The sequence below is a fragment of the Nocardioides sp. P4_G10 genome (genome assembly GCF_056401175.1).
In genome coordinates this window covers 575247-601514 of record NZ_JBFUJV010000001.1, presented here as the reverse complement: position 1 = coordinate 601514, position 26268 = coordinate 575247, and the positions used below count along the sequence as shown (strand labels likewise).

Genomic DNA, 26268 nt, shown 5'->3' with positions numbered 1-26268 from the left:
GCATCGCGAGGACGGCGCGGTCAGCGCAGGCGCTTGACCGTACCGACGAGTGCGCCGCGGGCGCGGGAGGTCACCGGGGGCCGGCGGAGGACGTCGCGCTCCACGGAGTCGACGGTGTCGCCGCAGTGGAGGCTGTAGCGGGGTTGCAGCCAGCGGTCGGTGTGGGCCCAGCGGCGGTCGCTGGTCTGCACGGTGCGGTAGCCGAGTGGTCGCAGCTCGTGCAGGACGGCGCGGTCGTAGCGGCCGAGCGGCAGCGCCGCGTCGTGGACCCGGCTGCCGGTCACCTCCTGCAGCACGGTGCGCGCGATGACGAACTCCTCCCGGCGCCGGGCCGGGTCGAGGCCGCGCCAGGGCCGGTGTGACATGCCGTGGTTGCCGATCGTCATGCTGGCCGCGTGCAGCTCGCGCACGTCGTCGCGGCTCAGGCTGCCCGGACGGTCCAGGCGCCCGGCGACGACGAAGAAGCTCGCGTGCAGGCCGCGCTCGCGCAGCGCCGGCAGTGCGATCTCCACGTCGGAGGAGTTGCCGTCGTCGAAGCTCAAGCGCACGTCGGTGCGCCCGACGACCGTGTCGAGGACGCCGAGGAAGATGTCCCGGCTGATCCAGTAGGAGTCCTCGCCGGGCTCGCGTCGGCGCTGCGGCGCGCCGATGCCATGGAAGCAGACATTCACCACGCGCATGCGTCGAACCGTAGGGGCGGGCCGTTCCGCGACCTCGGCCGTCCGGCACAGGCTCACAAAATATGGGTATGTGGCTCGGCGGCCCCTGCCCGGGCCGACCGGCCTTCCTACGGTGGGCGCATGTCAGGGGAGTCCGTGGGGGTGGACCTGGCACCGATCACCGATGACGACATCGGTGCGGTCGCCGCGTTCCTGCACCGCCACCTCAATGCCAGGTTGAGTGCCGACCAGTGGGCGCGGTGCGCCGTCCCGCCGTGGAGCGGGGACGCTCCCAACCACGGCTTCCTGCTCCGCCAGGGCGACGACGTGGTCGGGGTCTACCTCGCCTTCTACTCCGAGCGCGTGGTGGACGGCGAGCTGCGCCGGCGGTGCAACCTCGCTGCCTGGTGCGTGCTCGAGGAGCACCGCGCGCACGGCGTACGCCTCGTGCGGGCGATGCTGCGCCAGCGGGACTACGACTTCGTCGACCTGTCGCCCAGCGGCAACGTGGTCGCCATCAACGAGCGCCTCGGCTTCTCGAGGCTCGACACCGCCACGGCACTGGTGCCGAACCTCCCGCTGCCGTCGCGCCGGGGCGTCCGGGTGCTCACCGCGCCCGGGGAGATCGAGGCGGCCCTCACGGGGGACGACCTGAAGGTCTACCGCGACCACCGTGGCGCCGCGGCCGCCCTGCACTTCGTGGTGCGCGTCGGCCAGGACTCCTGCTACGTCATCGCCCGTCGCGACCGGCGCAAGGGCCTGCCGCTCTTCGCCTCGCTGGTCCACGTCTCCGACCCGGCCGTCCTGGCCCGGGCCGGGCACGCGCCCTACCGCCACCTGCTGCTGCGCCACCACGCGCTCGTCACGCTCGCCGAGCGACGGGTGGCCGGCCGGCCACCTCGGCTGTCCCGGGCTCAGGCGGCGCCGCGGCCACGGATGTTCCGCAGCGCCGCCCTCGAGCCCCACGCCGTCGACTACCTCTACAGCGAGCTCACCTGCGTGCCGTGGTGAGCGGCACGCAGGTGATGGTCGGAGCCTGACCCGGGTCAGCCCGGGTTCACCGCCTCACCGCTGTCCCAGACGTTGCCGGACCACGCGTTGCCGGCTGCGTTCCGGTCGAACGACGTCACCGGCCCGTAGACGCCGCACTTGCGGTTGGCACCGCGCTCGAAGACGTTGTTGGTGACCCGCACGTTGGTGGCGGTGTAGGGCTTCGAGTCGGAGTCACCGCCGTAGAGGCAGTAGGAGATCGACGAGTTGTTGGCCCTCAGGAAGTTGTTGTCGATGACGACGTCGTCGATCGGGTCGAAGTCGCCGAAGAACGAGACGTCACCCGAGCAACCACCGTCGTTGGGGCCGAGGATCGCCGTGCAGTGCAGCGTGTTGTGCCGCAGCACCATGTGGCTGCCGCCGTTGGAGATGAAGGCGTTGTTGTGGAAGCTCTGGCTGTCGGGGTTGTACTGGTCGTGCAGCCAGGAGTCGGTGACCTCGCAGTTGTTGTTGCAGTGGAAGCTGTGCTGGCCGCCGGTGACGTCGACCCGGCGCGCGGTGATGTTGTAGCCCCACAGCGCTCCGGTGGACGTGGCGCCGGCGCGCACGTCGGAGTCGCTGATGCTCACCGAGCTGTTGCCGTCGCCGTAGATCGACTGCACCCGCGGCACCAGCGACTTCTCGATGATGACGCCCGTCGTGTTGATGACCAGCTCGCCGCAGCGAGCGGTGGCGTCCACGGCCGACAGCGTGCGCGGGGAGGTGATCGTGCACGGACCGGTGTAGGCCGTCAGCGTCGTGCCCGCCGGTACGCCGGTGTTGTCGGGACCCGGCCACCCGCCGGGCGGCGGGGTGGTGGGCGTCGCGGTCGGCGTCGGGGTCGGGGTCGGGGTGGCACCGCCGCCCGCCGGGACGAAGCGCACGTCGACCCAGTAGTTGGCGTCGCCCCGGGCCTCCTGGCTCGGGAACCGCGCCTTGCTGCCGGGCCGCGTCACGCCGTTGCTGCCACCCGGGGCGCGCAGCTGGTCGTTGCTCTTGGCCTTGCTCCACCCGCGCGGGGTGGCGGCGTGGATCCCCTTGGTCCCGGTGTGCACCGAGACGACGTAGCCCTTGCCGGCGGTGAGCTTCACGCCGGGCTCGAAGCGGACCTTCTTCCAGCCCGTGCCCTTGACCGGGCTCAGCTTCGTCCGGGCCAGGATCTTGCCGCTCTTCGACCACAGGGTGGCGGACTCGGGGGTCGAGGCCGTCGACTTGCGCGGCTTGTAGTAGCGCACGCCCTTCGCCGTACCGGCGACCTTGGCCTTGAAACGCATCCCGACCTCGCGCTCGGGGCCGGTGCGGATCTCTGCGTCAGGGGTCTTGCGGGTCAGCAGCCCGACCTCGGAGGCCTTCGCCTGCCGCGTTGACTCGCCGTGGGCGGACAGGGTCGGCTGCTCGACGAGCGCAAGGGCCCCGAGGGCGGCGGCGAGGACGAAGACGGGCACGAGACGACGACGGCCTCGGAACAGGGCATGGCCGGATGCAGCGGCCGGTGCGGTGGGGCGCACAGGGGACGACATGGAGAACCTCGATGGCACGGGGGCAGGGGACGAGACCGCGCGAACGGGGGTGGGGGTCGGAAACGGGGGGCCTGCGCGGTCCCCGGCATCCTCCACAGGGACCCGCGGACCGACAAGGCAGGGGAGGAACTTCCCCAAAATGTGCCGCAGCGGGCTAGCGCACCACGGTGGCCGACCACGCCTGCTCGATGAGCAGCTGCGGTGCGGCGTCGGGGGTCGTGTCGACCGACCAGGTGTCGGTGACGCCGGGCTCGTCGGCGCGCGGCATGCCGTAGATCACGGTGTCGTCGTCGAGCCACTCGACCTGGTCGTCGAGCCCGCGAGGCCCGGCCTCGAGGAGCGTGCGCTCGCCCGTGGTGAGGTCCAGGACGGCGATCTGCCACTCGACCCGACGCCCCGGGTCGACGTCGACCTTGAAGGCGACGCGGGTGCCGTCGGGTGACAGCGACGGGCACTCGGCGTCCTGGGACACGGTGGTCAGCGTGCGCTCGGCGAGGTCACCCTCGACCAGCCACGTGCTGCCTCCGGTGGCGACCGTCGCATAGAAGGTGTTGTCGTCGACGAAGGTCACGCCCCAGACGTTGCGGTCGACGGGGTTGACCTCGCGACCGTCGGCGACCAGCTGGAACTTCTCGAGGTTGCCCCACCGCTCGCCGCCGCCGAACTCGTGCACCTCGGTGGCGGTGGAGAAGCCGGTCGACATGTAGGAGTGGCCGGCCACGAAGACGGTCGTCGCCACGAGCGTGCCGTCGGGGCTCAGCCGGGTACGGCTCGGGATGCCCGGCAGGTCGTTGCTCGCGACCTGCTGCCAGTCGGTGTCGAGCTCCACTCCTTCGTACGACGTTGCGACGCCCTCGTCGCTGATCAGGCACGACGTGCCCTCGGGCCGGGCCGCGACGCGGTTGCAGGAGACGCCCGTGAACGCGCGCGGCCCGCCCGGGTCGTCGAGCGGCACCACGGCAACGACGCCGTACTGGCTGTCGAGGCCGGTGTGCCGGAAGACGATCCGTGGGCCATCGGTCACCTCCGCGATGGGTGTCTGCTCGGCCTCGGGCTCCGCGGCCCGCTCGGCGCGCACCTCGCGCCCCTGGTCGACGACGTAGACGGTCGCTGCGACGGCGATCGCCACGACGACCGCGATGAAGGCCAGCACCCGGGCGCGGGTGCTCACGTGGTGACCGCGGCGCCGTCGAGGCGCGGGATCCGGGTGGCGGCGGCGAGGACCGCGAGCGCCAGCAGCGCGGCGACGGTCGCCATGGCGACCGTCGGGCCGAGCAGCAGCCACAGCAGGCCGAACCCTGCCGAGGCGAGCATCCGGGCGAGCGCCACCACGGTCTGGGCGGCGGCGATGCCGCTGGATCGTGCCTGGACGGGGACCAGACGGCCCGCGATGGCGGCGATGACGCCGTCGGTCGCGGCGTAGAAGGTGCCGAGCAGGAGCAGCGTGCCCAAGGTGGCCGCGGCGGTCGAGGTGGGAAGGACGGCGCACAGGTAGGCGCCGACGAGGGCGAGGTGGCCCACGACCAGGGTGCGGGCGCGCCCCACCCGGTCGGCCAGGCGGCCGATCGGCACGGCCAGCAACAGGTAGGCGACGTTGGTGCCGACGTAGAAGAGGGGGAACCAGGTCACGTTGATGCCGCCGTGGTCGAGCAGCGCGAGGTAGATGAACCCGTCGCCAATCGTCAGCAGGCCCAGCACCCCCGAGACCGCGAGCAGCGGGCGCAGTCGCGCGTCGGTCAGGTCGCGCCACCGGAACGGCGGCGGGGTCGGTCCGCTGCTCCGCTCCCGGTCGCGCCGGGCGCGGACATCGGGGCCGAGCAGGCCGAGGAGGGCCACGCCGGCGAGGGCGAAGGCCAGCGAGACCACGAGCACGACGGAGTAGCCGCCGGGCACGACCACGAGCAGGCCGAACGCGATCAGCGGTCCGAGCGCCGCACCGATGGTGTCGAGCATCCGGTGCACGCCGAAGGCACGACCGAGGTGCTCGGTGGGCGTGGCGGTGCTGATCATGGCGTCGCGGGGCGCCGTCCTGATGCCCTTACCGATCCGGTCGGCGGTGACCACGGCGGCGATCCCGGCCGCGCCCGAGGCGAACAGCAGGAAGACGCGCGCCACGGCGGACAGCCCGTAGCCGAGGAAGGCGACCCACTTCGGGCGGTCCGAGGCGTCGGCCAGCCAGCCGCCGCCGAGGCGGACCAGCGCGCTGACACCCTGGTAGAGGCCGTCGATGAGGCCGTACGCCACCGGCGTGAGCCCGACGACCGCGGTGAGGTAGAGCGGGAGGATCGCGGAGACCGACTCCGACGACACGTCGGTCAGCAGCGACACGATCCCGAGCGTGATGACGACCCGGCCCACGGGGGGCCGGGTCGAGGACGAGCCGCGGGTGGTGCCGCCGGCGGGCCGGTCGCGGACGGAGATGTACATCCCGCTCACCCGTCCGTGGCGCGGAGCGAGGCGTGGACGGCGTAGCTCGACCCGGAGCCTCGGGGGGTGACCGTGACGGTCACGACGCTGTCGCCCCGCTGGAACGCAGCCGCCTGGGATCCGGCGACGCTCGGCGGGGTCGCCGTCTCGTCCATGCCACGGCCAGCGAGGCGGTTGCGGTAGGCGATCAGGACCTGTGCCGGGGAGAGGGACGTCGTGGCCACCAGCCCGACCTGCAGCCGGTCGCCCATCGGCGAGAGGCTGCTGCTCTCGACGCGGGCGCCCCGGGTCGGGCGGAGGGCGTCGGGGAACTGCCGCAGCAGCCGGCCCTCAGCGCTCCCGCCGCGGGGGAGGGGCGTCGTGACGAGCGGCGCGGGGTTCGTCGGCGCCAGCAGCTCCGCCAGGCTGGAGACGGGGGACTCGGGTGACTCGGGCATCTCGAGCGCAGGTGCGGAGCCCGGTGCGGTGCCGTCAGTGGCGTCGGAGTCGTCTGTGCCGGGCGAGGTGCTCGGGCTGGGCTCCGAGGACTGGCCGCTGCCGTCGGACCCGTCCTCGCTCCCGTCCGCGGCCCGGTCCTTGGCTCGGTCCTTCTTCCGGCCCGGCTCGTTCGAGCCGGCTCCGGCCGACGGGGACCCGGTGGCATCCGGGGGCGCGGTCGGTGACGCGGCGTCCGGGGACGCCCCGTCGGCGCCGCAGCCGCCGAGGAGCAGGCAGGCCACGACGCCGATCACGGCGACCCGTACAGGTCTGGTGTTCATCTGATGCTCGACCCCCACGGTCGTTGACGAGATGGTGCCCGCGCGGTCAGTATGCGCCGCGGTGACCGAGCACCGCTCGCACTGTGCGGACGAGGATCGAGAGGTCGTGGCGCAGCGACCAGTTCTCGACGTACTTCAGGTCCAGCCGCACCGACTCCGCCCAGGTCAGGTCCGAGCGGCCCGACACCTGCCACAGGCCGGTGACGCCGGGCTTGACCACGAGCCGGCGCCGGGGGTCGACGTCGTAGCGGGCGACCTCGCACGGCAGGGCCGGACGGGGTCCCACGAGGGACATGTCGCCGCGGACGACGTTCCACAGCTGCGGCAGCTCGTCGAGCGAGTAGCGGCGCAGCTTGCTGCCCAGCGGCGTGATCCGCGGGTCCTGCGCGATCTTGAACAGGACGCCGTCCTTCTCGTTGTCGTCGCCCATCCCGAGGCGTGCGGCCTCCGCGTCGACGCCCATCGAGCGCAGCTTCAGCATGGTGAAGGGGACGCCGTCGCGCCCGATGCGCTCCTGGCGGAAGAACGCGGGGCCGGGGGTCTCCATCCGGATGGCCACGGCGAGGGCGGCCAGCAGCGGGAGGGAGAGGACCAGCGCACTGAGCGCGAGGGTCCGCTCGACCAGGTCCTTCAGCAGCCGGCGAGGTCCCCGGAGGGCGGGCTTGCCGACGTGCAGCACGCCCAGGCCGGCGGTCGACATCACCCGGGTCCGCTGGGGCTCGACGTCCAGCAGGCCCGTGCCGAGGAACAGCTCGGTGCCCAGGCCGGACAGGGACCAGTGGAGCCGGCGCACCTCGGCGGGCGACAGCTTCGCGCCTGGCAGCACCACCAGGGCGTCGGCGCCATGGTCGTGGGCCGCCGTCGAGGAGGCCTGGAGACCCACGTAGACCGGCACGTCGCCCTCCACCGGGGTCTTCGACGCACGGGTGAGGCAGGCCGCGACCACCTCGTGGGTGCCGCTCGCCCGGAGGTGCGCCACGGCCTCGCGGACGTCGCGCGGCCGGCCGGCCAGCACGACGCGCGGGAGGGGACGGCGTACGCCGGCGACGAACGGCAGGGCGCTGGCGACGGTGAAGCCGGCCACCAGGGCGGCGAGGGCCAGCGGGTCGGCGTGCCACACCAGCGGCGAGATCGCCAGGGTGAGCACGGCCGTGCGGGCGCCGGCGGCGAGGACCACGCCCAGCCGGCCGCCACGGGACTGCCCGAGCGCCTGGCGCCGGTAGCGACCAGACACGGCGAGCAGCGGCGGCCACGCCAGTGCCGTCGCGATCGCGGCGGGCAGCTCGAGGCGGCCCTGGGACACCGACACGACGGCGAGTCCCAAAGCGAGCACGAGGTCGAGGACGAGCGCCGGCCACATCGGGACCGCCCGGGAGGCCCTCCGCTGCGGCAGCTCCGGGACGACGGTCGAGATGACCGGCTCCGGGAGGGCCGTCGGCACGAGCACGGCCGGGGCGACGAGCGGCAGGGTGGTGACCCCTCGCGGGCGGGGGATCTGCCTGTCCAGCAGGCCACCGTCCGCGGTGACGACGTCGGTCACCATGTCGGTCACCCTGTCCGCCGCGTCGGTCACCGGCGCGGGTGCCACGACGGGCACCACCCCGGACACCATGTCGGTCACGACCTGCGTCATTTCCCCAACCCCCTTCGGGACACCGCCCAAGGCGCCCCGTTACTGACCTTGCTTCGAGCCTAGGAACGCCCGTCCGGGCGGGCATGCCGCAAATGAGCGAAAGCCGTGCACGCCGGGGAGATACCCATTCAGAGGGATGGGCAGGTCCGGTCGGCCGGACCTACTCTCGAAGAGGTGCACCAAGCACTGGTTCGCTCTTCTCGGGCCAGCCCCGCACTGGCCGCCTTCCTGGTGGCCGCTGGCGTGACGCGGAACCCCACGCTTCGTCACCCGGAACCGATGCGAACCAGTGGCGGCGGTCGAGGTCCCCCTCCTCGGCCGCCGCTTCCGTGTGCACGCGCGCCTCAGGCCGCGCAGGGGTCGGCACCCCGTCGTCGAGCCGGTGGGCTCAGGCGCCGACCTTCCAGCCGATCTGGTTGGCCATGCCGACGGCGGCGAGCTGCGAGGAGACCTCGAGCTTGCCGAGGATCGACTTCACCTGGGTGCGGACCGTCGCCTCCGACACGACGCTGTCCTGGGCGATCGCCCGCACGGTGCGACCCTCGATGAGCGCGCCCAGCACCTGCCGCTCGCGCGGCGTGAGCAGGTCGAGGCGGCGGCGTACGTCGTCGTGGGCCTGGCGGTCGCGGGCCCAGGCCTCGAGCAACGACTCGAGCTCCTCGCGGGTGACCACCGGCAGCCCCTGGTGCAGCCGCCGCACGGTGGCGAGCGCCTGCTGGAGGGCGCCGGTCTTCGACAACACCTTGCGTGCCCCGAGCCGCATGCACGCTCCCCAACGGCCGACGTCGTCCGATGCCGTCAGCACCACGACGTTGGCGTTGGCCCGGGCGAGCGGGGCGACGAGGTTCATCCCGTCGCCGAACCGGCCGAGGTCGAGGTCGAGCAGGACCGTGCGGGGGTTGGCCCGCAGGGCGAGCGACCGCAGCGTGGCCATCGACCCGCCCTCGTCGGGCGGCTCCAGCCGTCGTACGTCGTAGCCCTCCAGGGAGAGCGCCAGCTCGAGCGACTCCGCGAAGAGCAGGTGGTCGTCGATGATCAGGACCCTGTGGTCACCCCGAGACGCGCCAGGCACGGCCGTCCTCCATCGTCAGCTCGGGTGCGGTCAGTCGGGTCGTGCCCAGGTCGTTCTCCGGCGAGCGCCGGGCCGAGGGCAGCGAGATGACGAACGACGATCCCGCGCCGTCCCGGTCGGCCAGGCGCAGCGAGCCACCCGCCTCGGTCATCAGGCGCTGGGCCACGTTGAGCCCGATGCCCTCGCCCTTGGAGGCGGTGCCGCGCTTGCCCCAGTCGAAGATCTGCGGCCGCTGTTCCCGGGGGATCCCGCGACCGAAGTCGGTCACCGTGATGTCGACCGTCTCCTCGTCGCGCCGCATGACCTCCACGACGCTCTCGTCGGTCCCGCCGTGCTTGGCGGCGTTGTCCACCAGGATGTTGAGCACCTCGGCGAGGGCGTCGAACGGAGCGCGCACGACGTCGCCGGTGGTGTGCAGCTCGACGTGGCGGCCCTTGAGCCGCTGCAGCTCGAGGATCTGGGTCAGCGCGTCGTCGAGGCGCAGGTCGGCGGTCTGCGGGCCGGTGCCGGCGAGCATCCGCTCCATCCGGTCGAGCTCGCGCCGGAGCGAGGCCCACAGCCGCTCGCGTGTCTCGCTGGTCAGGTCCTGGCGGTCGAGCAGGGCCGATCCCATGACGAGCCCGGCGATCGTGCTCCGCAGCTCGTGCAGCCGCTCGCGCTGCTCGCGGGTGGAGTCGACGAGCACGTGCTCGAAGGAGTCGATGCGCCGCCGCTCGTCCTCGAGGGTCCGGCGCAGCGTGGCCCAGGCGATCCCGAGCCAGGCGGCACCGGCCGCCGTGCGGGCGAGCCACAGGGCGGCGTCGACGTTGCCGCCGGCGAGCCCGGACGGGGGCACCAGCTGGCCGAGGACGACCACGCCCACCGTGACGAGGAGCAGTGCGCTCATCGGTCGCGACCCCGCGCGCTGCTGCAGCACGAGGACCGCGGACAGCAGCTGGGTGCAGAGCAGGACCCCGATGAGCAGCTGCATCTGCGTCGACGGCGGCTGGACCCGCGGGAACTGGAGCAGCAGGTGTCCCGCTGCCACGAGTCCCAGCCCGAGTCCGATGACGAAGGTCTCGTCGGCGACGCGTCGTACGCGCTCGGGAGCCAGGAGCGGGACGACCACCCCGAGCATCCCGACCATGCCGACCGCCAGCATGAGCAGCTGCGCGGTCGCCCCTCGCGGTGGCGTGCTGTGCAGCGCGATGAGCGTGACGACCAGGGCCTGCGCTGCGACGAGCGCGCCCGTCGCCACGATCCAGCCTGCCACTGCGCCGGCGTGCCGACGCCACGTGACGAGCGCGGTGCAACCGGCGGCGGCAACGAAGACGCCGCTGACGACCCCCTCGCCCAGCGACGGCACCGTCGACGCCGACGGCGGCGACCACCACGCGTGATCTGTCCCCGACCCGATCCACACCAGGACGAGGAACGAGGCGAGCCCCATGATTCCCGTCCGGCACCTGTGGCGCGTGTCCCCCCTGCAAGACCCCAGCATTTCGTGCTACCCCCCTGCGGTACAGCTCAAGTTGTTGTCGAGACGCGTCGGCTGCTTCCCAAAGCTGCCGAGCGCGACGTGCATCTGACGTGTGAGCCAGGCTCTCGGCTGAGAGTGCAACTCACGGTGCGGGGGGTCCAATGATTCTGTGGTCGTACCTCAAATAGGGCAAAGGCGGTCTGGTCCGCAGTTCGCAGGACTCGTGGAGGCTTCATCAAGGAGCCCCTCAGGTCGTCCCCAGCATGGCCCGAGCACGCGGCGATTTCCCCTCAAGGGGGTAGTCGAAGGCGGGGGCCTCGCGGCGGGTGCGGAAGTCGAGGACGGGCCGCGTCCCCAAATATGTGCACGTTCGCCAAGGGCTGGACGTGTGGAGGCGTACGACGGACAGGCTGGAGCCGCCGGCAAGCGGGAGGAGGCCCCATGAGCGTGCCAGGTCCGGTCTGGGTGCTGTCGCCGCACCTCTTGGTCGCGCAGGCGGTCACGGCCGCGCTGCGCTCGGTCGGGGTGCCGGCCGAGACCCGGAGGTGGGAGTCGGTGGTCGACGAAGACGGCTCGCCCGTGCCCGTGGCGGCACGACCAGCGGTGGTCGTCGCCATCGTCGACGGGGTTGACAACTCAGCCGTCGTCGGTCATGTCGAGGCGCTCGCCCAGCCGGGCGACGCGCGAGTGGTGGTCGTGAGCTCCCCGGACACCTCGACCCGGTGGGGCGGCCTGCTGTCCAACGACGCCGTCGACGTGGTGACCGTCACGACCTCGGTGTCGCAGCTCGCCGACGTCGTCCAGCGCCTCACCGCAGGCACCTCGTCGATGGACCCGGAGGAGCGGGCGGCCCTGCGTACCTCGTGGGCCAGGGACCGCGACCGGCGCCGCCACGTGCGCGACCAGCTGGAGTCGTTGTCGCCGCAGCAGCGGCGGGTGCTCGAGCTCCTCGCCTCAGGCCGGCGGGTCGCTGAGGTCGGGGTCGAGATGGGTGTCGCGGAGGGCACCGTCCGCAGCCACGTCAAGGCGCTGCGCGCCAAGCTCGGCGCATCCACGCAGCTCAAGGCGGTGGCGATGTTCCACCAGGCCTACGACGCCACGGGAGGCGGCGACCTCGTGCCCAGGCCTCGAGGGGCCGGTGAAGACCCGGGCGACGACCCGGGTGATCAAGCCGGCCATGACCGGAGCGGCGAGAAGGTGGGCGCCGGCCGTCGATAGGCTGGCGTCATGATCGATCCCACGACGCTCGACGACCACGCCTTCGCCGTCTGGGCGGCCGAACGGGCCGGCTCGGTGCTGCTCGACGTACGCGCCGGGGCCGCGGCCGACGGCCTGGAGGGCAAGGCGCTCAAGGACGCGGGCGACGCCGCCGCGCAGGCCGAGCTCGACCGGATCCTCACCCAGCACCGTCCCGACGACAGCGTGCTGTCCGAGGAGGCGTCCGACGACAAGTCCCGGCTGACCGCCCGACGCGTGTGGATCATCGACCCCCTCGACGGCACCCGTGAGTTCTCCGAGCCGCCGCGCGACGACTGGGCCGTGCACGTCGCCCTCTGGGAGGACGGCGAGCTCGTCGCGGGCGCGGTCGCCCAGCCCGCGCTGGGGGAGACGTTCAGCACCGGCCGCCCCAGCGTGGTGCCGCCGCGCACCTCGGAGCGCCCCCGAATCGCCGTCTCTCGGAGCCGGCCGCCGGCCTTCGTCGAGGCCCTCGCCGCCGACCTCGGCGCCGAGCTGGTGCCGATGGGCAGCGCGGGCGTGAAGGTGATGAGCGTGGTGCGCGACATCGCCGACGCCTACGTCCACGCCGGCGGGCAGTACCAGTGGGACAACGCCGCCCCGGTGGTCGTCGCCCGCGCCGCCGGTCTCTACTGCAGCCGCGTCGACGGCTCGCCGCTGGTCTACAACGAGGACGACACCTCGCTGCCGGACCTGATCGTCTGCCGTCCCGAGCTCGCCGACCAGATCGTCGACTTCGTCCGACGCCACGGCACCGCCTGAGCGTCCGCTCCTGCTCAGTGGACGAGCTTGAGTCCGATGATGCAGCCGACCAGCCCGGCCAGCAGCAGGGCCTTGACCACTGAGAACGCCTCGGTGCCGGTGACCATGGCGACGACGACCGTCAGCACGGCGCCGATGCCGACCCACACGGCGTACGACGTGCCGACCGGCAGCGTGCGCATGGCATAACCGAGTCCGCCCATGCTGAGGGCGAGCGCCACCACGAAGGTGGCGGTCGGCACCGGGCGGGTGAGGCCGTCGGAACGGCCGAGGGCGGTGGCCCAGACGGCCTCCAGCACTCCGGACAGGACGAGCACGAACCAGGCCATGGCCATCTCCTCGATGGCCGTCTTGTCGCTGTCCGGGTACGGCTCCCTCGTCCGGTCGCCCGATGACCGGGCGCCGCCGACCATATCGGGTTGCGGGTCGGCGTACGTCAGGCGAGCGTGGGGCCATGACCTCATTCGTCTCGCACACGACCGTCGACTGCCGCAACGCCTACGAGCTCTCGGAGTGGTGGAAGGGGTTGCTCGGCTACGTCGACGTCGAGGGCGACCCCAACGAGCCGGGACACGACGAGTGCATGATCCTCGATCCCGACACCGGGCACGCGATCCTCTTCATCGAGGTGCCCGACGAGGAGCTGCCGGCGAAGCGGATCCACTTCGACCTCCGGCCCCGTACGGGCACTCGTGACGAGGAGATCGAGCGGGTGCGGGGTCTCGGTGCGATCGAGCTCGGCGACCAGCGTGGTCAGTACGGCCCTGGCACCGGGTGGGTCGTCTTCGCCGACCCGGAGGGCAACCAGTTCTGCATCCTGCGCTCGCAGGCGGAGGTGGACGCCGGTCCGCCCCCGCCCGCGGGCGACTGAGGCCCTAGTTGGCCAGGTCGTAGGCCGCGCAGCCGATCATCTCCATGCTCACCGTGAGCCGGTCCATGCTGATGTTGCGCTCGATGGTGTCCTCGGGTGAGTGGTACGGCGGCTCGAGGAGCGCCGGCGTCGCCTCGCCGCGCCAGGAGAAGTTCGCCGAGGCGACGCCCACCTCCTGGAAGGACTGGTGGTCGCTCGCGCCGCGTGCGGTGACCGGTGAGATCTGCGGCTCGTAGCCGAGCCGGGTGGCCGCTGCCTGGATCCGGTCGGTCGTGGCGTTGCCGGTGCCCGAGAAGGACAGCAGCCAGTAGCGGGTCGCCGCGCTCCAGCTGGTGCCGACCATGTCGTTCTGGAAGACGCCGCGGATCCGGTCGCGCTGGGTCTGGGCCAGCTGCGAGACGTGGTGGCGGGAGCCGATCAGGCCCTGCTCCTCCGATCCCCACAGGGCCAGCCGGATGGTGGCGTCCGGCTTGGGCAGCTTGTTCAGCACCCGCGCGAGCTCGAGGGTGAGCACGGTGCCGGAGCCGTCGTCGTTGGCGCCCGGTGCGCCGATCACCGAGTCGTAGTGGCCCGAGACGTAGACGACCGAGCCGTTGGCGCCCTGCCGGCCCGGGATGTCGGCGAACACGTTGTTGCTGGTCAGCCCGCGGTGCGAGGTCGTGTCGATGGTGAGGCGCAGCGGGCGCACCGACAGGTCCTCGCGCAGCAGGCGCTTCTGCACCTGTGCCACGCCGAGCACCGGGATCGTGGCGACGGGCGTCCACGGCGGCGGTGTGGAGCCGGTCGTCGGCACCAGGCGGGGGGACGAGGCGGATGCGCGACGGGGGTACTCCAGGTCGGCCGGCAGGAGCACGACGGCTGCCGCGCCGCGCTGCTGGGCATCGAGCACGAAGGCCGCGCGCTGGTTGACCCGCGCGACCGGGTCGGTGTTCTGCACGTCGTCGGCGAGCAGCACGGCGCCGGTGACGGCAGCCGGGTCGGCCGGCCACGTCGGGGCGCTCGCTGCCTTCACGTCGACGACCCGTCCCGTGACCGGGTTCGCGTCGAGCGCGGCGTCCGGGGAGGCCCCGGCCTGCCAGCAGATGCCGTCCTCGAGCTGGTTGTCGGGGTCACCGATCTCGGCGAGGAACTTGTCGGCGACCGGGAAGGGCTCGAGGCGTACGTCGCGGCAGCCGGCGCTGCGGAAGGAGGTGAGCGCGTACTCGGCGGCCGCCCTCTCCGAGGCCGTGCCGCCGATCCGCGGTCCGATCTGCTCGGAGAGCACACGCAGGTCGCGCAGCGCGCGCGCCGGTCTGATGTGGCGCACGACCTGGTTGTCGCGCTGCCGGAGCGCCGGTCCGCGTACGGCGCCGGGTCGGGTCGCGTCGGCGGCCCAGGCGGGCTGGCCGGCAGCGACGACCGCGACACCGCCTGCGGCACCGGCGAGGAGCCTGCGGCGGCTGAGGGTGCCGGTCTGGTGGGTGGGCAGGGTGGAGTGGTCGGGTCCCGAGATGTGATCCATCATCCGAACCTATGTGTCCGCCTCGCGGACGGTAAAGGGTCGAAAGTCGGACCCTGGACGTGCAACGGCCCGGCGGAGYGGGTGCTCTGCCGGGCCGTGCGTGAGGTGCGTGGAGGCGCGTGGGTCAGGAGACCCAGGTGCGCCAGCCGAAGCCGTTGGCCAGGTACTTGGCGTCGGCCTTGACCGTGAACGACCAGTACCAGGTGCCGCCGCGGCGGGGCAGCCGGACCTTGTACTTGCCCTTCTTGTTGGTCTTGATCGTCTTGAACTTCTTGTAGCCCTTCTTCTCCTTCTTGGAGACCTGGATGACGATCTTCTTCTTGGCGTAGTCGGGCGTGACCTTGCCCTTGATCACGAAGCCGGAGCTGGGGCGGGTGATCTTGCGCGCGACGCCGATCGTGAAGGGGGCGGACTCGCTGGGCGTGTAGTTGTCGCCGTAGGTGCCCTGGTCGGGGTCGGTGAAGCCGCTGTAGACGACCTTGTAGGCGGTGTTCATCTGCGGCTTGACGTCGTAGAACGACGCGTAGGTGTTGTCCGCGGTGGCGACCGGGGCCCACGCGGCCGAGCCGGCCTGCTGCGCCATCAGCGTGACGGTGCCGTCGGCGCTGCCGGGGGAGTAGCCGTCGGAGCTGGCCAGGTCGACCGAGACGTAGAAGTCGTCGCCGTACTCGACCTGGGCGGCGCTCGGCGTCGCGACGATGGTGGTGGTCCAGGTGTCGGCCGCCTGGCTGGGCGCGGCGATGGCGATCGGCGTGAGGCCGAGCAGTCCGGCACTGACGGTGCCCGCGATGAGACGAGTGGTGCGCATGTCCCCGTTGTTCCTCTCAGGAGAAAGATCTGGCCGCCCGGCAACGCCGGGCGTTGAGGTGGTGCTACCCCTGAGCCGCACAGGACAAACCCCTCGTCCCCCGCGCGCCCGTGTCCGGCAGCCCCCGTAGACTTTCATCCTCCCCCACCCTCTGCCCATGTGGGGGCTCTTCCGCGTGCTCTCGAAGGGATCCCCGGTGCCGTCCACGCCCCTCGCCGCCGTCGCCAAGCGTGTCGTCGCCACCCCGACCCTGGGTGGTGCGCTCGCCGACGCCGCGGTGCAGTCCTCCCTCGACCTCACCGGGCCCGGCGCCGTGCGGCCCTTCGTGGTGCACGGACTGGTCGAGCGCGGGCGCACGGTCCTGGCCGTCACCGCGACCTCGCGCGAGGCGGAGGACCTCGTCGAGGAGCTCGCCGACCTCGTCGACCCCGATGCCGTCGCCTACTACCCGAGCTGGGAGACGCTGCCGCACGAGCGTCTCAGCCCCCGCAGCGACACCGTCGGCCGCCGGCTGGCCGTCCTGCGGCGCCTGCGCCACCCCGGCACCGACGCCGCCAACGGTCCGCTCAAGGTCGTCGTGGCGCCGATCCGCAGCCTGCTGCAGCCCCAGGTCGCCGGCCTCGCCGACATCGAGCCGGTCGAGCTGGAGCCGGGTGACACCCGGCCGCTCGACGAGGTCGTGCGCGGCCTGGCCGACGCGGCCTACAGCCGGGTCGACATGGTCGAGCGCCGCGGTGAGTTCGCCGTCCGCGGCGGGATCGTCGACGTCTTCCCGCCCACCGAGGAGCACCCCCTGCGGGTGGAGTTCTGGGGCGACGACGTCGAGGACATCCGCTCGTTCTCCGTCGCCGACCAGCGCACCGTCGAGACGGTGGCCCGGCTGTGGGCGCCGCCGTGCCGCGAGCTGCTGCTCACCGACGACGTACGACGCCGCGCCGCCGAGCTGGGCCAGGCGCACCCGCAGCTGCTCGAGCTCACCGACAAGATGGCCRCCGGCATCGCCGTCGAGGGCATGGAGTCGCTCGCGGTCGCGCTGGTCGACTCGATGGAGCTGCTCGTCGACCTGATGCCCGCCGACACCACCGTGCTGGTCCTCGACCCCGAGCGCGCCCGCACCCGTGCGCACGACCTGGTCGCGACGAGCGAGGAGTTCCTGGGCGCCTCGTGGGCCGCTGCCGCCGGTGGCGGCACCGCCCCGATCGACCTCGGCGCTGCGTCCTACCGCGAGATCGCCGACGTGCGGCTGCACGCCCTCGGCCTCGGCCACGCGTGGTGGACGGTCAGCCCCTTCGGCATCGACACCGGCGACGGGCCCGACGCGGGTCTCGACACGACCGAGAGCAGCGCGGTGCCGAGCCGGACCCTTCCCACGCACCCCGCCGAGGCCTACCGCGGCGACCTGCAGCAGGCCGTCGACGACATCCGCGGCTGGATCACCGAGGGGCGCGACGTCGTGGTCGTGCACGCCGGTCACGGACCGGCCGAGCGGTTCGTCGAGCTGCTGGGGGAGAACGACATCGCCGCCCGCCTCGTCGAGGAGGGCGACACCGCGGGGCCCAACGTCGTGACCGTGACGTGTGGCCACCTCGTGCACGGCATCGTCGACGACGAGGCGCAGGTCGCCGTCGTCACCGGCGACGACCTGTCGGGGCAGAAGACGTCCACCCGCGACATGCGCAAGATGCCCGCGCGGCGCAAGAAGCAGATCGACCCGCTCGAGCTCAAGGCCGGCGACTACGTCGTGCACGAGCAGCACGGCGTCGGCCGCTTCGTGGAGATGAAGCAGCGCGAGATCGGTGGCGCGGTGCGCGAGTACCTCGTCCTGGAGTACGGCCCCAGCAAGCGCGGCGGGCCCAACGACATGCTCTACGTCCCGGCCGACACGCTCGACCAGGTCACCCGCTACGTCGGCGGCGAGAACCCCAGCCTCGACCGCCTCGGCGGCGGCGACTGGACCAAGCGCAAGAACAAGGCGCGCCGCGCGGTACGCGAGATCGCGGCCGAGCTGATCAAGCTCTACGCCGCCCGGCAGGCGACCAAGGGCTACGCCTACGGTCCCGACACGCCATGGCAGCGCGAGCTCGAGGACGCGTTCCCGTTCACCGAGACGGTCGACCAGCTGACCACGGTCGACGAGGTCAAGGCCGACATGCGCCGGGTCGTGCCGATGGACCGGCTGGTCTGCGGCGACGTCGGCTACGGCAAGACGGAGATCGCGGTGCGGGCGGCGTTCAAGGCGGTGCAGGACGGCAAGCAGGTCGCCGTGCTGGTGCCCACGACGCTGCTCGTCACCCAGCACCTCTCGACGTTCTCCGAGCGGATGAGCGGCTTCCCGGTCGTCATCAAGGGCCTCTCGCGCTTCCAGACCGACAAGGAGGCCAAGGAGGTCGTCGCCGGCCTGGGCGACGGGTCGATCGACATCGTCGTCGGCACCCACCGCCTGCTCAACCCCGACATCAAGGTCAAGGACCTCGGCCTGATCATCGTCGACGAGGAGCAGCGCTTCGGTGTCGAGCACAAGGAGCAGATGAAGCGGATGCGCACGTCGGTCGACGTGCTGTCCATGAGCGCCACGCCGATCCCGCGCACGCTGGAGATGGCGGTCACCGGCATCCGTGAGATGTCCACGATCACCACCCCGCCCGAGGAGCGGCACCCGGTCCTCACCTACGTCGGCGCCTACGAGGACCGCCAGGTGGTCGCGGCCCTGCGCCGCGAGCTGCTGCGCGAGGGCCAGGTCTTCTACATCCACAACCGGGTGCAGTCGATCGAGAAGGCCGCAGGTCGGATCAAGGAGCTCGTGCCGGAGGCTCGCGTCGCGACCGCTCACGGCCAGATGAACGAGCGCCAGCTCGAGCAGGTGATGCTCGACTTCTGGGAGAAGCGCTTCGACGTCCTCGTCTGCACGACGCTGGTGGAGTCGGGCCTCGACGTCTCCAACGCCAACACCATGATCATCGAGCGCTCGGACACGCTCGGCCTCTCGCAGCTGCACCAGCTGCGCGGTCGCGTCGGCCGCTCGAGGGAGCGCGCCTACGCCTACTTCCTCTACCCGGCGGAGAAGCCGCTGACCGAGACCGCCCACGAGCGGCTCGCGACGCTGGCCCAGCACTCCGACCTCGGCGGGGGCATGGCCATCGCGATGAAGGACCTCGAGATCCGCGGCGCAGGCAACCTGCTCGGTGGCGAGCAGTCGGGCCACATCGCCGACGTCGGCTTCGATCTCTACGTCCGCCTGGTCGGCGAGGCGGTCGCCGACTTCAAGGGCGGCGCCGAGGAGGAGCTGGCCGAGGTCCGCATCGAGCTCCCGGTCGACGCCCACCTCCCGCACGACTACATCCCGAGCGAGCGGCTTCGCCTCGAGATCTACAAGAGGCTGGCCGAGGTGCGCACCGACGCCGACGTCGACGAGGTCCGCGTCGAGCTGCTCGACCGCTACGGCAACCCGCCCGAGGTCGTGGAGTCGCTGCTCGTCGTGGCGCGCTTCCGGGCCCGGTGCCGCCAGGCCGGGGTCCGGGAGGTCACGGTGGCCGGCAAGTACGTCCGGTTCGCACCGGTCGACCTGCCCGAGTCGCGCGTCGTACGACTCCAGCGGCTGCACCCGAAGAGCGTCGTCAAGGCGCCGGTCAGCACCATCCTCGTGCCGCGGCCGCAGGGGACCGGCTTCCCCGTGCGCCCGGTCGCGGGCGTGGCCCTGCTTGAATGGGCCCGCGCCGTGATCGACGATGTGGTCGATCCGCCCGCGCCCGCGCCCAGCCCGGCCTGACCAGCGTCGACCAAGGAGTGACCCCGTGAGCAAGACCCGCCTGATGACGGCTGCGACGACGGCCATCGCAGGACTGCTGCTGACCGGATGCGGCAGCGCCAACCCCGGTGTCGCGGTCAAGGTCGGCGACGAGGAGATCTCGGCGCGCCACGTCGATGAGGTGACGTCCAACTACTGCACGGCGGTGGGCGAGCTCGAGTCCGCCGTGCCGATGGGCTTCGTGCGCCAGTACGTCGTCCAGCTGCTGACGCTGCGCTCGCAGGCCTCGCAGATCGCCGACGACTACGGCGTCGAGCCGGGCACGACCTACTTCACCGACGTCGCCCAGCGGCAGGACACCGCGAGCACCAAGCCCGAGGAGGTCCAGGACGACTACGTCGAGCTGGCCTCCACGTCGGCCTACGCCCAGGACATCCTCGACCAGGTCGGCCGGATCGTCCTGGAGGACCAGGGCGTCACGGACCCGACGGCGGAGCAGACCACCCAGGCCGGCATCGACGTCTTCAACCAGTGGCCCAACACGCACGACCTCGAGATCGACCCGCGCTACGGCCTGCGCAGCGTCGACGGCGTGCTGTCCCCGGTCGACACCAGCACCTCGGTCGCGGTCGGCGACACCGCCAAGGCGGGCATGTCGACCGAGCCCGACCCGGCGTTCGCCGAGACGCTGCCGGTCAACCACCGCTGCGGCTGAGGCCATGACCGCCCCTGCTCCCAGGAGCTCGGCGATGGAGGACTTCGCCGACCAGATGCGGGTCCTCCAGCGCGAGTGCGCCTGGAAGCGGGAGCAGACCCACACCTCGCTGATCCCCTACGTGCGCGAGGAGGCCGAGGAGGTCGTCGAGGCGATCGAGTCGGGTGACCCGGCCGCGTTGTGCGACGAGCTGGGCGACCTGCTGCTGCAGGTCGTCATCCATGCGGTCATCGCGGAGGAGGCGGGCGACTTCACCCTCGACGACGTGGCCCGCGGGGTCATCGCCAAGATGGAGCGGCGCAACCCCCACGTCTTCGGTGACGCCGTGGCGACCGACACCGCCGAGGTGATGCGGCTGTGGAACGCCGCGAAGGCCGCCGAGAAGGCGGAGAAGGCCGAGAAGGCTCGACAGGGTTGATCGGCCGGCCGGAGCCCGAACGTCATGGGGAGTGGTCGCTCCGGCCACCGTGGGCCATGACGTCCTCGGCCGCGGCCCGGAGCCGGTCGGTGTCCATCACGTCGCGTGCCACCATCGCACCGAGGGACAGCTGGGTCGGCTCCGGGACGAAGGCGTCGACGTAGGTCTCGTCGAGGCGACCGGTCGCGGTGACCATGGCCACCGCGTCGACGTAGGTCGCACGTAGGTCCTCGAACCTGCACCGCAGCGACCGCCCGGGCTGGACGAGGACGTCGGTGGCCAGCGCGACGAAGGCTCCCATGCGGTCGACGAGGACGCCGACGTCCGCGCCACGGTCGACCAGGTCGCCGACCAGGCGCACGTGCTCCTCCGCCATCGCGACCACCAGGTCGCCCGGATCGGATCCCCGGGCGGGAAGGCGCAGGCCGTGGGGCGGCTGGAAGTGGACGTCGCCCGGGGCGTCGATCGCCCACGACGTGGGATCGGCCCGCCACTGCGACGGCAGCGAGCCGAGCTCGCGGCGGAACGCGCGGCTGAAGACGTCGTACCCGCGGAACCCGCACTCGGCCGCGATGACCTGGAGGGGCCGGTCGGTCGTGGCCACGAGGTGGGCCGCCCGCTCGAGGAGGAGACGGTCCCGGAACCGCGTCGGCGACTCGCCCGCCATCGCGTGGCGTACCCGCTCGCCCGCCGGGTCGGTCTCGTCGGCGGTCGCCCGGGCGACGAAGGCGCGGAGCAGGTCGGCGGGGAGCTCGTCGGGGAGCTCGTCGGGGAGCGGCACCCGGCGCAGGCTAGCCGCGCCCACGGACACCCCGGCGACGTACGCGTCGTGCGTGGCTAGGCTGGCGGTTGCCCACGAGATCCCTCAGACGTTCCCCACCAGGAGTCCTGCCATGTCGATCATCTCTGCCGTCGGTGCCCGCGAAATCCTCGATTCGCGCGGCAACCCCACCGTCGAGGTGGAGGTGCTGCTGGACGACGGAGCGTTCGGCCGGGCGGCCGTGCCCAGCGGCGCCTCGACCGGCGCCTTCGAGGCGGTGGAGCTGCGCGACGGCGGCAAGCGCTACCTCGGCAAGGGCGTGCAGAAGGCCGTCGACGGCGTCATCGACTCGATCGCCGGTGCGGTCGTCGGCCTCGACGCCGACGACCAGCGCCTCGTCGACCAGACGATGCTCGACCTCGACGGCACGGCCAACAAGGCCAAGCTGGGCGCCAACGCGATCCTCGGCGTGTCGCTCGCCACCGCCAAGGCTGCCGCCGAGTCGGCCGGCCTGCCCCTCTTCCGCTACGTCGGCGGGCCCAACGCCCACCTGCTGCCGGTGCCGATGATGAACATCGTCAACGGTGGCGCGCACGCCGACTCCAACGTCGACGTCCAGGAGTTCATGATCGCGCCGATCGGCGCCGCGACCTTCCGCGAGGCCCTCCAGCACGGAGCGGAGGTCTACCACGCCCTCAAGTCGGTGCTGAAGAAGAAGGGCCTCTCGACCGGCCTCGGCGACGAGGGCGGCTTCGCCCCGGACCTCGAGAGCAACCGCGCCGCGCTCGACCTGATCGCCGAGGCCGTCAAGGCCGCCGGCTTCACCCTCGGCACGGACATCGCGCTGGCGATGGACGTCGCCGCCAGCGAGTTCTTCGAGAAGGGCTCCTACACCTTCGAGGGCAAGAAGGTGAAGACCGACGCGATGGTCGACTACTACGCCGACCTCGTCGCCAACTACCCGATCGTCTCCATCGAGGACCCGCTCGACGAGGAGGACTGGGACGGCTGGAAGGCGATCACCGACGCCCTCGGCACGCAGGCCCAGCTGGTGGGCGACGACCTGTTCGTCACCAACGTCGAGCGCCTGCAGCGCGGCATCGACGGCGGCCAGGGCAACGCCATGCTGGTCAAGGTCAACCAGATCGGCTCGCTCACCGAGACCCTCGACGCCGTCGAGCTGGCCCACCGCGCCGGCTTCCGCAACATGATGAGCCACCGTTCCGGGGAGACCGAGGACACCACGATCGCCGACCTCGCCGTGGCCACCAACTGCGGCCAGATCAAGACGGGCGCACCCGCTCGTTCGGACCGCGTCGCGAAGTACAACCAGCTCCTCCGCATCGAGGACGAGCTGGGTGACGCGGCTCGCTATGCCGGCCGGGGTGCCTTCCCGCGATTCGGCGGCTGAGCAGGCACACTTGCCTGCATGCCTTCCCAGCGCCGCACTCCTCGGGCCGGGCCCGGCGGATCGCGCGGCCCGCGGCAGGGCTCCAGCACGCACCCCGGCGCCCGCGGCTCACGGCCGCGGGCAGCCGGGACGCGTACGACGCCCGCACGCACCGCTGAGCCGGTCGCCGCGGCCTCGCGTCCGGCCGCCCGGCGCAGCGCTGCGCGTCGACCCCGCTTCACGGGCCGTGCCGCGGTGCTGGTGCTGGTGCTCGCGGTGCTGACCGTGTCCTACGCGTCGTCGCTGCGGGCCTACCTGCAGCAGCGGTCCCACATCGGCGACCTCAAGGTGCAGATCGCCGAGCGCGAGGCCAGCATCAACGACCTCGAGCGGGAGAAGAAGCGCTGGGACGACCCGGCCTACGTCAAGGCGCAGGCCCGCGCGCGGTTCGGCTACCTGATGCCCGGCGAGGCCGGCTTCGAGGTGATCGGGCCCGATGGCGAGCCGCTCGAGGCGCAGGCCTCGCTCAACGACCCCGACGACGTGATCAAGACCGTGCCCACGGCCTGGTGGACGTCGGCGTGGGAGTCGATGGAGCTGGCCGGAAACCCGCCCCCGCCCGAGGAGGAGCCGGTCGACCTCGTCGACGGGACCAAGCAGTGAGTGACGAGACCCCCCGCGAGACCCCCCGCGACAATCCACGCATCGACGCAGCAGACGAGGCCGTGATCCGCGCCCAGCTCAAGCGGCGCCCCCGCGGCATCGACTCGATCGGCCACCGGTGCCCCTGCGGCAACCCCGACGTCGTGACCACCGAGCCGCGGCTGCCCAACGGCACACCGTTCCCGACGACCTTCTACCTCACCTGCCCCCGCGCGGCCTCGCGCATCGGCACCCTCGAGGGCACCCACGTGATGAAGGAGATGCAGGAGCGGCTCGGCACCGACGAGGAGCTCGCCGTGGCCTACCGCGCGGCGCACGAGCGCTACCTCGCGTTCCGCGCCGGGGTGGGGGAGCGGGCCGGGCTCGACGTCCCCGAGATCGACGGCATCAGCGCCGGCGGCATGCCCGACCGGGTGAAGTGCCTCCACGTCCTCGCCGGCCAGTCGCTCGCGATGGGGCGCGGGGTCAACCCGCTCGGCGACGAGGTCCTCGACCGGCTCGGCGACTGGTGGGCGTCGGGGCCGTGCGTCGAGCAGCCGCCTGCACCATGACCCGATGAGCAACCTCGAGGCGACCGTCGCGGCCATCGACTGCGGGACCAACTCGATCAAGCTCCTCATCGGCACCGTGCGCGACGACGGGCAGCTCGACGTGGCGCTGCGCGACTCCCGCGTCGTACGCCTCGGGCAGGGCGTCGACCGCACGGGCGTGCTGGCCGACGAGGCGCTGGAGCGCACCTTCGCGGCGATCGACGAGCTCGCCGGGATGCTCCGCGACCACGGCGTCCCGCCTGAGCGAGTCCGCTTCTGCGCGACGTCGGCGACCCGCGACGCGAGCAACGCTGCCGTCTTCGCCGAGGGCGTACGCCGTCGCCTGGGCATCGAGCCGGAGGTGCTGACCGGCGACGAGGAGGCCGCGCTGGTCTACGCCGGCGCGATCGCGGCACAGGTCCCGATGCCGCCCGAGCCGGTGCTCGTCGTCGACATCGGCGGCGGGTCCACCGAGCTGGTGCTCGGGCAGGGCGGCGACCGGCAGGCGGTGTCGATGGACATCGGGTCCGTCCGCCTCCACGAGCGCCACCTCCACACCGACCCGCCGACCGCGGAGGAGCTCGCGGCGTGCGTGGCCGACATCGACCGGCACCTCGACGACTCCGGGATCCCGCTGGACCGCGCCCGCACCGTCATCGGCACCTCCGGCACGGTCAAGACGATCGCGTGCGGGGTCCTGGGCCTGGCTTCCTACGACCGCGAGGCCTTCGACCAGGCCGTGCTGCCCAACGCCGCCACCGCGTCCTTCGTCGACGACCTGCTCGCGCTGACGGTCGAGGAGCGGCGCGCGCTGCCCTACATGCACCCCGGACGTGCCGACGTCATCGGCGCGGGCGCCCTCATCTGGAGCCGCATCCTCGACCGGGTGCCGGTGATCGAGCACGTGGTCTCGGAGGCCGACATCCTGCACGGCATGGCCGCCGCGATCGCCCGATGAGCGAGCCGGTCCTCCTCCCGCACCCGGTCGTGGGAGGCGCCTTCACCAGCCCGGTCACTCCCGGCACCGGCTGGCCCGACGACCCGGCGACCGCGGAGACCCCGGTCGCGCGCGACGCCGACGGCGTACGACGACTCGCGACCGACGTGCCGCTGGCCGAGCTCGACGCCCGGGTGAGCGTGTGCGCGGCGTGCCCCCGGCTGGTGGCCTGGCGCGAGGGCGTCGCGGTCGAGAAGCGGGCGTCGTTCGCCGACCAGCCCTACTGGGGGCGCCCGATCTCCGGCTGGGGCGACCCCGAGCCCTCGCTGCTGATCGTCGGGCTGGCCCCCGCCGCCAACGGCGGCAACCGCACCGGGCGGATCTTCACCGGCGACCCGAGCGCGGACTGGCTCTTCGCCAGCCTGCACCGCACCGGCTGGGCGGTGCAGGAGACCAGCCAGCACGCCGGCGACGGCCAGCGCCTCGTCGACGCGCGGATGGTCGCGACCGTGCGCTGTGCGCCGCCCGAGAACAAGCCCACCGCGGTCGAGCGCGACACGTGTGCCCCGTGGATCGCCGCGGAGCTGGCCCTGCTGCAGACGGTGCGGGTCGTCGTCGCGCTCGGCTCGTTCGGCTGGGACGGCGCCGTGCGCTCGCTGGTCGCCGCGGGGGCGCCCGCGCCGTCGACGCGGCCGAAGTTCGGCCACGGCGCGGAGGTCGCCCTGGGCGACGTCACGCTGGTCGGCTGCTACCACCCGTCGCCGCACAACACCTACACCCGACGGCTGACGCGGGAGATGACGGACGACGTCTTCGTGCGCGCGAGGGCGCTGACAGAATGATCCGGTGACCCTCCACGCCATCACCGTCCTCGGCCACGACCGTCCCGGCATCATCGCCGAGACCACCGACAAGCTCGCCGGGCTGGGCCTCAACCTCGAGGACTCGACGATGACCTTGCTGCGCGGTCACTTCGCGATGATGCTGGTGTGCGAGGGCTCGGCCGCCGATGCCGAGATCGAGCAGGCCCTGGCGCCGCTCACCGCCGACGGCAGCCTCACCGTGACCGTCCGCGAGGTGCCTGCCGGGCGTTCGGAGGCCGGCGACGCGACGGCGTGGGTGCTGTCGGTCCACGGCGGCGACCGCCCCGGCATCGTGTCCGCGGTCGTCGGGGTGATCGCGGGCGTCGGCGGCAACATCACCGACCTCACCACCCGCCTGGCCGGCGACCTCTACCTGCTCGTCGCCGAGGTCGACCTGCCGGCCGGGGCCGACGTGGCCACCGTCGAGGGCGAGCTGTCCCGCGTCGCCGCCGACCTCGGCGTCGGGGTCACGCTCCGCGCCGCCGAGACCGACGAGCTCTGAGCGCGCCCGG

At 72.4% G+C, this 26268-nt stretch carries 25 protein-coding genes and 1 riboswitch; of the genes, 13 read left to right on the top strand and 12 right to left on the bottom strand.

Annotated elements, in window-relative coordinates; translation table 11 throughout:
* Window positions 1-20: 20 nt before the first annotated feature.
* The gene (locus AC1DP1_RS02865; protein ID WP_477505552.1) at window positions 21-680 is read right to left on the bottom strand and encodes a polysaccharide deacetylase family protein; all 660 of its coding nucleotides are present in this window, start codon (window positions 678-680) and stop codon (window positions 21-23) included.
* Window positions 681-800: 120 nt separating this feature from the next.
* Between AC1DP1_RS02865 and AC1DP1_RS02860 the strand changes: the two genes are divergently transcribed.
* The gene (locus tag AC1DP1_RS02860; protein ID WP_477505551.1) at window positions 801-1670 is read left to right on the top strand and encodes a hypothetical protein; all 870 of its coding nucleotides are present in this window, start codon (window positions 801-803) and stop codon (window positions 1668-1670) included.
* A 35-nt stretch (window positions 1671-1705) separates the two neighbouring features.
* Here the strand turns inward: AC1DP1_RS02860 and AC1DP1_RS02855 are convergent, their stop codons facing one another.
* From AC1DP1_RS02855 to AC1DP1_RS02825, 7 genes are all read right to left on the bottom strand, one after another.
* Window positions 1706-3133 carry a DUF4082 domain-containing protein gene (locus AC1DP1_RS02855; RefSeq protein WP_477505550.1) on the bottom strand — a complete coding sequence of 476 codons (1428 nt, stop codon included), beginning with the start codon at window positions 3131-3133 and terminating at the stop codon, window positions 1706-1708.
* Between the two features lie 229 nt (window positions 3134-3362).
* A complete protein-coding gene (locus tag AC1DP1_RS02850; protein ID WP_477505549.1) occupies window positions 3363-4379 on the bottom strand; it encodes a TolB-like translocation protein in 1017 nt (338 codons plus the stop codon).
* On the bottom strand, window positions 4376-5635 hold the full coding sequence (locus tag AC1DP1_RS02845) for an MFS transporter (protein WP_477505548.1): 1260 nt from the start codon (window positions 5633-5635) through the stop codon (window positions 4376-4378). The genes AC1DP1_RS02850 and AC1DP1_RS02845 overlap by 4 nt, the downstream gene beginning before the upstream one ends.
* Before the next feature lie 5 nt (window positions 5636-5640).
* A complete protein-coding gene (locus AC1DP1_RS02840; protein ID WP_477505547.1) occupies window positions 5641-6393 on the bottom strand; it encodes a hypothetical protein in 753 nt (250 codons plus the stop codon).
* A 46-nt stretch (window positions 6394-6439) separates the two neighbouring features.
* On the bottom strand, window positions 6440-8026 hold the full coding sequence (locus AC1DP1_RS02835) for an exopolysaccharide biosynthesis polyprenyl glycosylphosphotransferase (protein ID WP_477505546.1): 1587 nt from the start codon (window positions 8024-8026) through the stop codon (window positions 6440-6442).
* Between the two features lie 388 nt (window positions 8027-8414).
* Window positions 8415-9098 carry a LuxR C-terminal-related transcriptional regulator gene (locus tag AC1DP1_RS02830; protein ID WP_457187353.1) on the bottom strand — a complete coding sequence of 228 codons (684 nt, stop codon included), beginning with the start codon at window positions 9096-9098 and terminating at the stop codon, window positions 8415-8417.
* Window positions 9076-10527, bottom strand: a complete 1452-nt coding sequence (locus AC1DP1_RS02825) for a sensor histidine kinase (protein WP_477505545.1) — start codon at window positions 10525-10527, stop codon at window positions 9076-9078. Before AC1DP1_RS02825 ends, AC1DP1_RS02830 begins: the two co-directional genes overlap by 23 nt.
* A gap of 471 nt (window positions 10528-10998) precedes the next feature.
* Here AC1DP1_RS02825 and AC1DP1_RS02820 point away from each other — a divergent pair, with 471 nt between their 5' ends.
* Both AC1DP1_RS02820 and AC1DP1_RS02815 read left to right on the top strand, forming a co-directional pair.
* Complete coding sequence (locus AC1DP1_RS02820; RefSeq protein WP_477505544.1) at window positions 10999-11775, top strand: helix-turn-helix domain-containing protein; 777 nt, start codon at window positions 10999-11001, stop codon at window positions 11773-11775.
* Between the two features lie 9 nt (window positions 11776-11784).
* Window positions 11785-12555, top strand: a complete 771-nt coding sequence (locus AC1DP1_RS02815) for a 3'(2'),5'-bisphosphate nucleotidase CysQ (protein ID WP_457187359.1) — start codon at window positions 11785-11787, stop codon at window positions 12553-12555.
* Between the two features lie 14 nt (window positions 12556-12569).
* On the opposite strand, the gene AC1DP1_RS02810 is transcribed toward AC1DP1_RS02815, so the two are convergent.
* Window positions 12570-12884, bottom strand: a complete 315-nt coding sequence (locus AC1DP1_RS02810) for a DMT family transporter (protein WP_457187361.1) — start codon at window positions 12882-12884, stop codon at window positions 12570-12572.
* 12 nt (window positions 12885-12896) lie between these two features.
* A riboswitch (guanidine-III (ykkC-III) riboswitch) is annotated at window positions 12897-12961 on the bottom strand.
* 48 nt (window positions 12962-13009) lie between these two features.
* Between AC1DP1_RS02810 and AC1DP1_RS02805 the strand changes: the two genes are divergently transcribed.
* Window positions 13010-13426, top strand: a complete 417-nt coding sequence (locus AC1DP1_RS02805; RefSeq protein ID WP_477505543.1) for a VOC family protein — start codon at window positions 13010-13012, stop codon at window positions 13424-13426.
* 4 nt (window positions 13427-13430) lie between these two features.
* Here the strand turns inward: AC1DP1_RS02805 and AC1DP1_RS02800 are convergent, their stop codons facing one another.
* Window positions 13431-14927: a M28 family metallopeptidase gene (locus AC1DP1_RS02800; protein ID WP_477505542.1), complete on the bottom strand. Its 1497-nt coding sequence runs from the start codon at window positions 14925-14927 to the stop codon at window positions 13431-13433.
* 124 nt (window positions 14928-15051) lie between these two features.
* The gene (locus AC1DP1_RS02795) at window positions 15052-15735 is read right to left on the bottom strand and encodes a hypothetical protein (protein WP_477505541.1); all 684 of its coding nucleotides are present in this window, start codon (window positions 15733-15735) and stop codon (window positions 15052-15054) included.
* Window positions 15736-15892: 157 nt separating this feature from the next.
* Between AC1DP1_RS02795 and mfd the strand changes: the two genes are divergently transcribed.
* Genes mfd through AC1DP1_RS02780 form a run of 3 tightly spaced genes read left to right on the top strand, consistent with a single transcriptional unit; the run spans window position 15893 to window position 20613 of the window.
* Window positions 15893-19501, top strand: a complete 3609-nt coding sequence (gene mfd, locus AC1DP1_RS02790; protein WP_477505540.1) for a transcription-repair coupling factor — start codon at window positions 15893-15895, stop codon at window positions 19499-19501.
* A gap of 25 nt (window positions 19502-19526) precedes the next feature.
* A complete protein-coding gene (locus tag AC1DP1_RS02785) occupies window positions 19527-20195 on the top strand; it encodes a hypothetical protein (RefSeq protein ID WP_457187373.1) in 669 nt (222 codons plus the stop codon).
* A gap of 4 nt (window positions 20196-20199) precedes the next feature.
* On the top strand, window positions 20200-20613 hold the full coding sequence (locus tag AC1DP1_RS02780) for a MazG nucleotide pyrophosphohydrolase domain-containing protein (protein ID WP_477505539.1): 414 nt from the start codon (window positions 20200-20202) through the stop codon (window positions 20611-20613).
* Window positions 20614-20635: 22 nt separating this feature from the next.
* On the opposite strand, the gene AC1DP1_RS02775 is transcribed toward AC1DP1_RS02780, so the two are convergent.
* On the bottom strand, window positions 20636-21394 hold the full coding sequence (locus AC1DP1_RS02775) for a helix-turn-helix domain-containing protein (protein WP_477505538.1): 759 nt from the start codon (window positions 21392-21394) through the stop codon (window positions 20636-20638).
* Window positions 21395-21506: 112 nt separating this feature from the next.
* On the opposite strand from AC1DP1_RS02775, the gene eno reads away from it, so the two are divergent.
* The 6 genes from eno to AC1DP1_RS02745 are packed head-to-tail and all read left to right on the top strand — an operon-like array spanning window position 21507 to window position 26258.
* The gene (eno, locus tag AC1DP1_RS02770) at window positions 21507-22784 is read left to right on the top strand and encodes a phosphopyruvate hydratase (RefSeq protein WP_457187379.1); all 1278 of its coding nucleotides are present in this window, start codon (window positions 21507-21509) and stop codon (window positions 22782-22784) included.
* 18 nt (window positions 22785-22802) lie between these two features.
* Window positions 22803-23426, top strand: coding sequence for an FtsB family cell division protein (locus AC1DP1_RS02765; protein WP_477505537.1), 624 nt, complete (start codon window positions 22803-22805; stop codon window positions 23424-23426).
* Window positions 23427-23467: 41 nt separating this feature from the next.
* Window positions 23468-23977 (top strand): DUF501 domain-containing protein, encoded by a 510-nt coding sequence (locus tag AC1DP1_RS02760; protein ID WP_477505685.1) that lies wholly within the window; start codon window positions 23468-23470, stop codon window positions 23975-23977.
* A gap of 4 nt (window positions 23978-23981) precedes the next feature.
* Complete coding sequence (locus AC1DP1_RS02755; RefSeq protein ID WP_477505536.1) at window positions 23982-24914, top strand: Ppx/GppA phosphatase family protein; 933 nt, start codon at window positions 23982-23984, stop codon at window positions 24912-24914.
* Complete coding sequence (locus AC1DP1_RS02750; RefSeq protein ID WP_477505535.1) at window positions 24911-25735, top strand: uracil-DNA glycosylase; 825 nt, start codon at window positions 24911-24913, stop codon at window positions 25733-25735. The genes AC1DP1_RS02755 and AC1DP1_RS02750 overlap by 4 nt, the downstream gene beginning before the upstream one ends.
* 4 nt (window positions 25736-25739) lie before the next feature.
* Window positions 25740-26258: a glycine cleavage system transcriptional repressor gene (locus AC1DP1_RS02745; RefSeq protein WP_477505534.1), complete on the top strand. Its 519-nt coding sequence runs from the start codon at window positions 25740-25742 to the stop codon at window positions 26256-26258.
* The last annotated feature ends 10 nt before the right edge of the window (window positions 26259-26268 follow it).

Coding starts and splice junctions, on each gene's coding strand:
- AC1DP1_RS02865 (WP_477505552.1), bottom strand. CDS start 680: ATGCGCGTGGTGAATGTCTGCTTCCATGGCATCGGCGCGCCGCAGCGC.
- AC1DP1_RS02860 (WP_477505551.1), top strand. CDS start 801: ATGTCAGGGGAGTCCGTGGGGGTGGACCTGGCACCGATCACCGATGAC.
- AC1DP1_RS02845 (WP_477505548.1), bottom strand. CDS start 5,635: ATGTACATCTCCGTCCGCGACCGGCCCGCCGGCGGCACCACCCGCGGC.
- AC1DP1_RS02840 (WP_477505547.1), bottom strand. CDS start 6,393: ATGAACACCAGACCTGTACGGGTCGCCGTGATCGGCGTCGTGGCCTGC.
- AC1DP1_RS02835 (WP_477505546.1), bottom strand. CDS start 8,026: ATGACGCAGGTCGTGACCGACATGGTGTCCGGGGTGGTGCCCGTCGTG.
- AC1DP1_RS02825 (WP_477505545.1), bottom strand. CDS start 10,527: ATGGGGCTCGCCTCGTTCCTCGTCCTGGTGTGGATCGGGTCGGGGACA.
- AC1DP1_RS02820 (WP_477505544.1), top strand. CDS start 10,999: ATGAGCGTGCCAGGTCCGGTCTGGGTGCTGTCGCCGCACCTCTTGGTC.
- AC1DP1_RS02815 (WP_457187359.1), top strand. CDS start 11,785: ATGATCGATCCCACGACGCTCGACGACCACGCCTTCGCCGTCTGGGCG.
- AC1DP1_RS02810 (WP_457187361.1), bottom strand. CDS start 12,884: ATGGCCTGGTTCGTGCTCGTCCTGTCCGGAGTGCTGGAGGCCGTCTGG.
- AC1DP1_RS02805 (WP_477505543.1), top strand. CDS start 13,010: ATGACCTCATTCGTCTCGCACACGACCGTCGACTGCCGCAACGCCTAC.
- AC1DP1_RS02800 (WP_477505542.1), bottom strand. CDS start 14,927: ATGGATCACATCTCGGGACCCGACCACTCCACCCTGCCCACCCACCAG.
- AC1DP1_RS02795 (WP_477505541.1), bottom strand. CDS start 15,735: ATGCGCACCACTCGTCTCATCGCGGGCACCGTCAGTGCCGGACTGCTC.
- AC1DP1_RS02780 (WP_477505539.1), top strand. CDS start 20,200: ATGACCGCCCCTGCTCCCAGGAGCTCGGCGATGGAGGACTTCGCCGAC.
- eno (WP_457187379.1), top strand. CDS start 21,507: ATGTCGATCATCTCTGCCGTCGGTGCCCGCGAAATCCTCGATTCGCGC.
- AC1DP1_RS02765 (WP_477505537.1), top strand. CDS start 22,803: ATGCCTTCCCAGCGCCGCACTCCTCGGGCCGGGCCCGGCGGATCGCGC.
- AC1DP1_RS02755 (WP_477505536.1), top strand. CDS start 23,982: ATGAGCAACCTCGAGGCGACCGTCGCGGCCATCGACTGCGGGACCAAC.
- AC1DP1_RS02750 (WP_477505535.1), top strand. CDS start 24,911: ATGAGCGAGCCGGTCCTCCTCCCGCACCCGGTCGTGGGAGGCGCCTTC.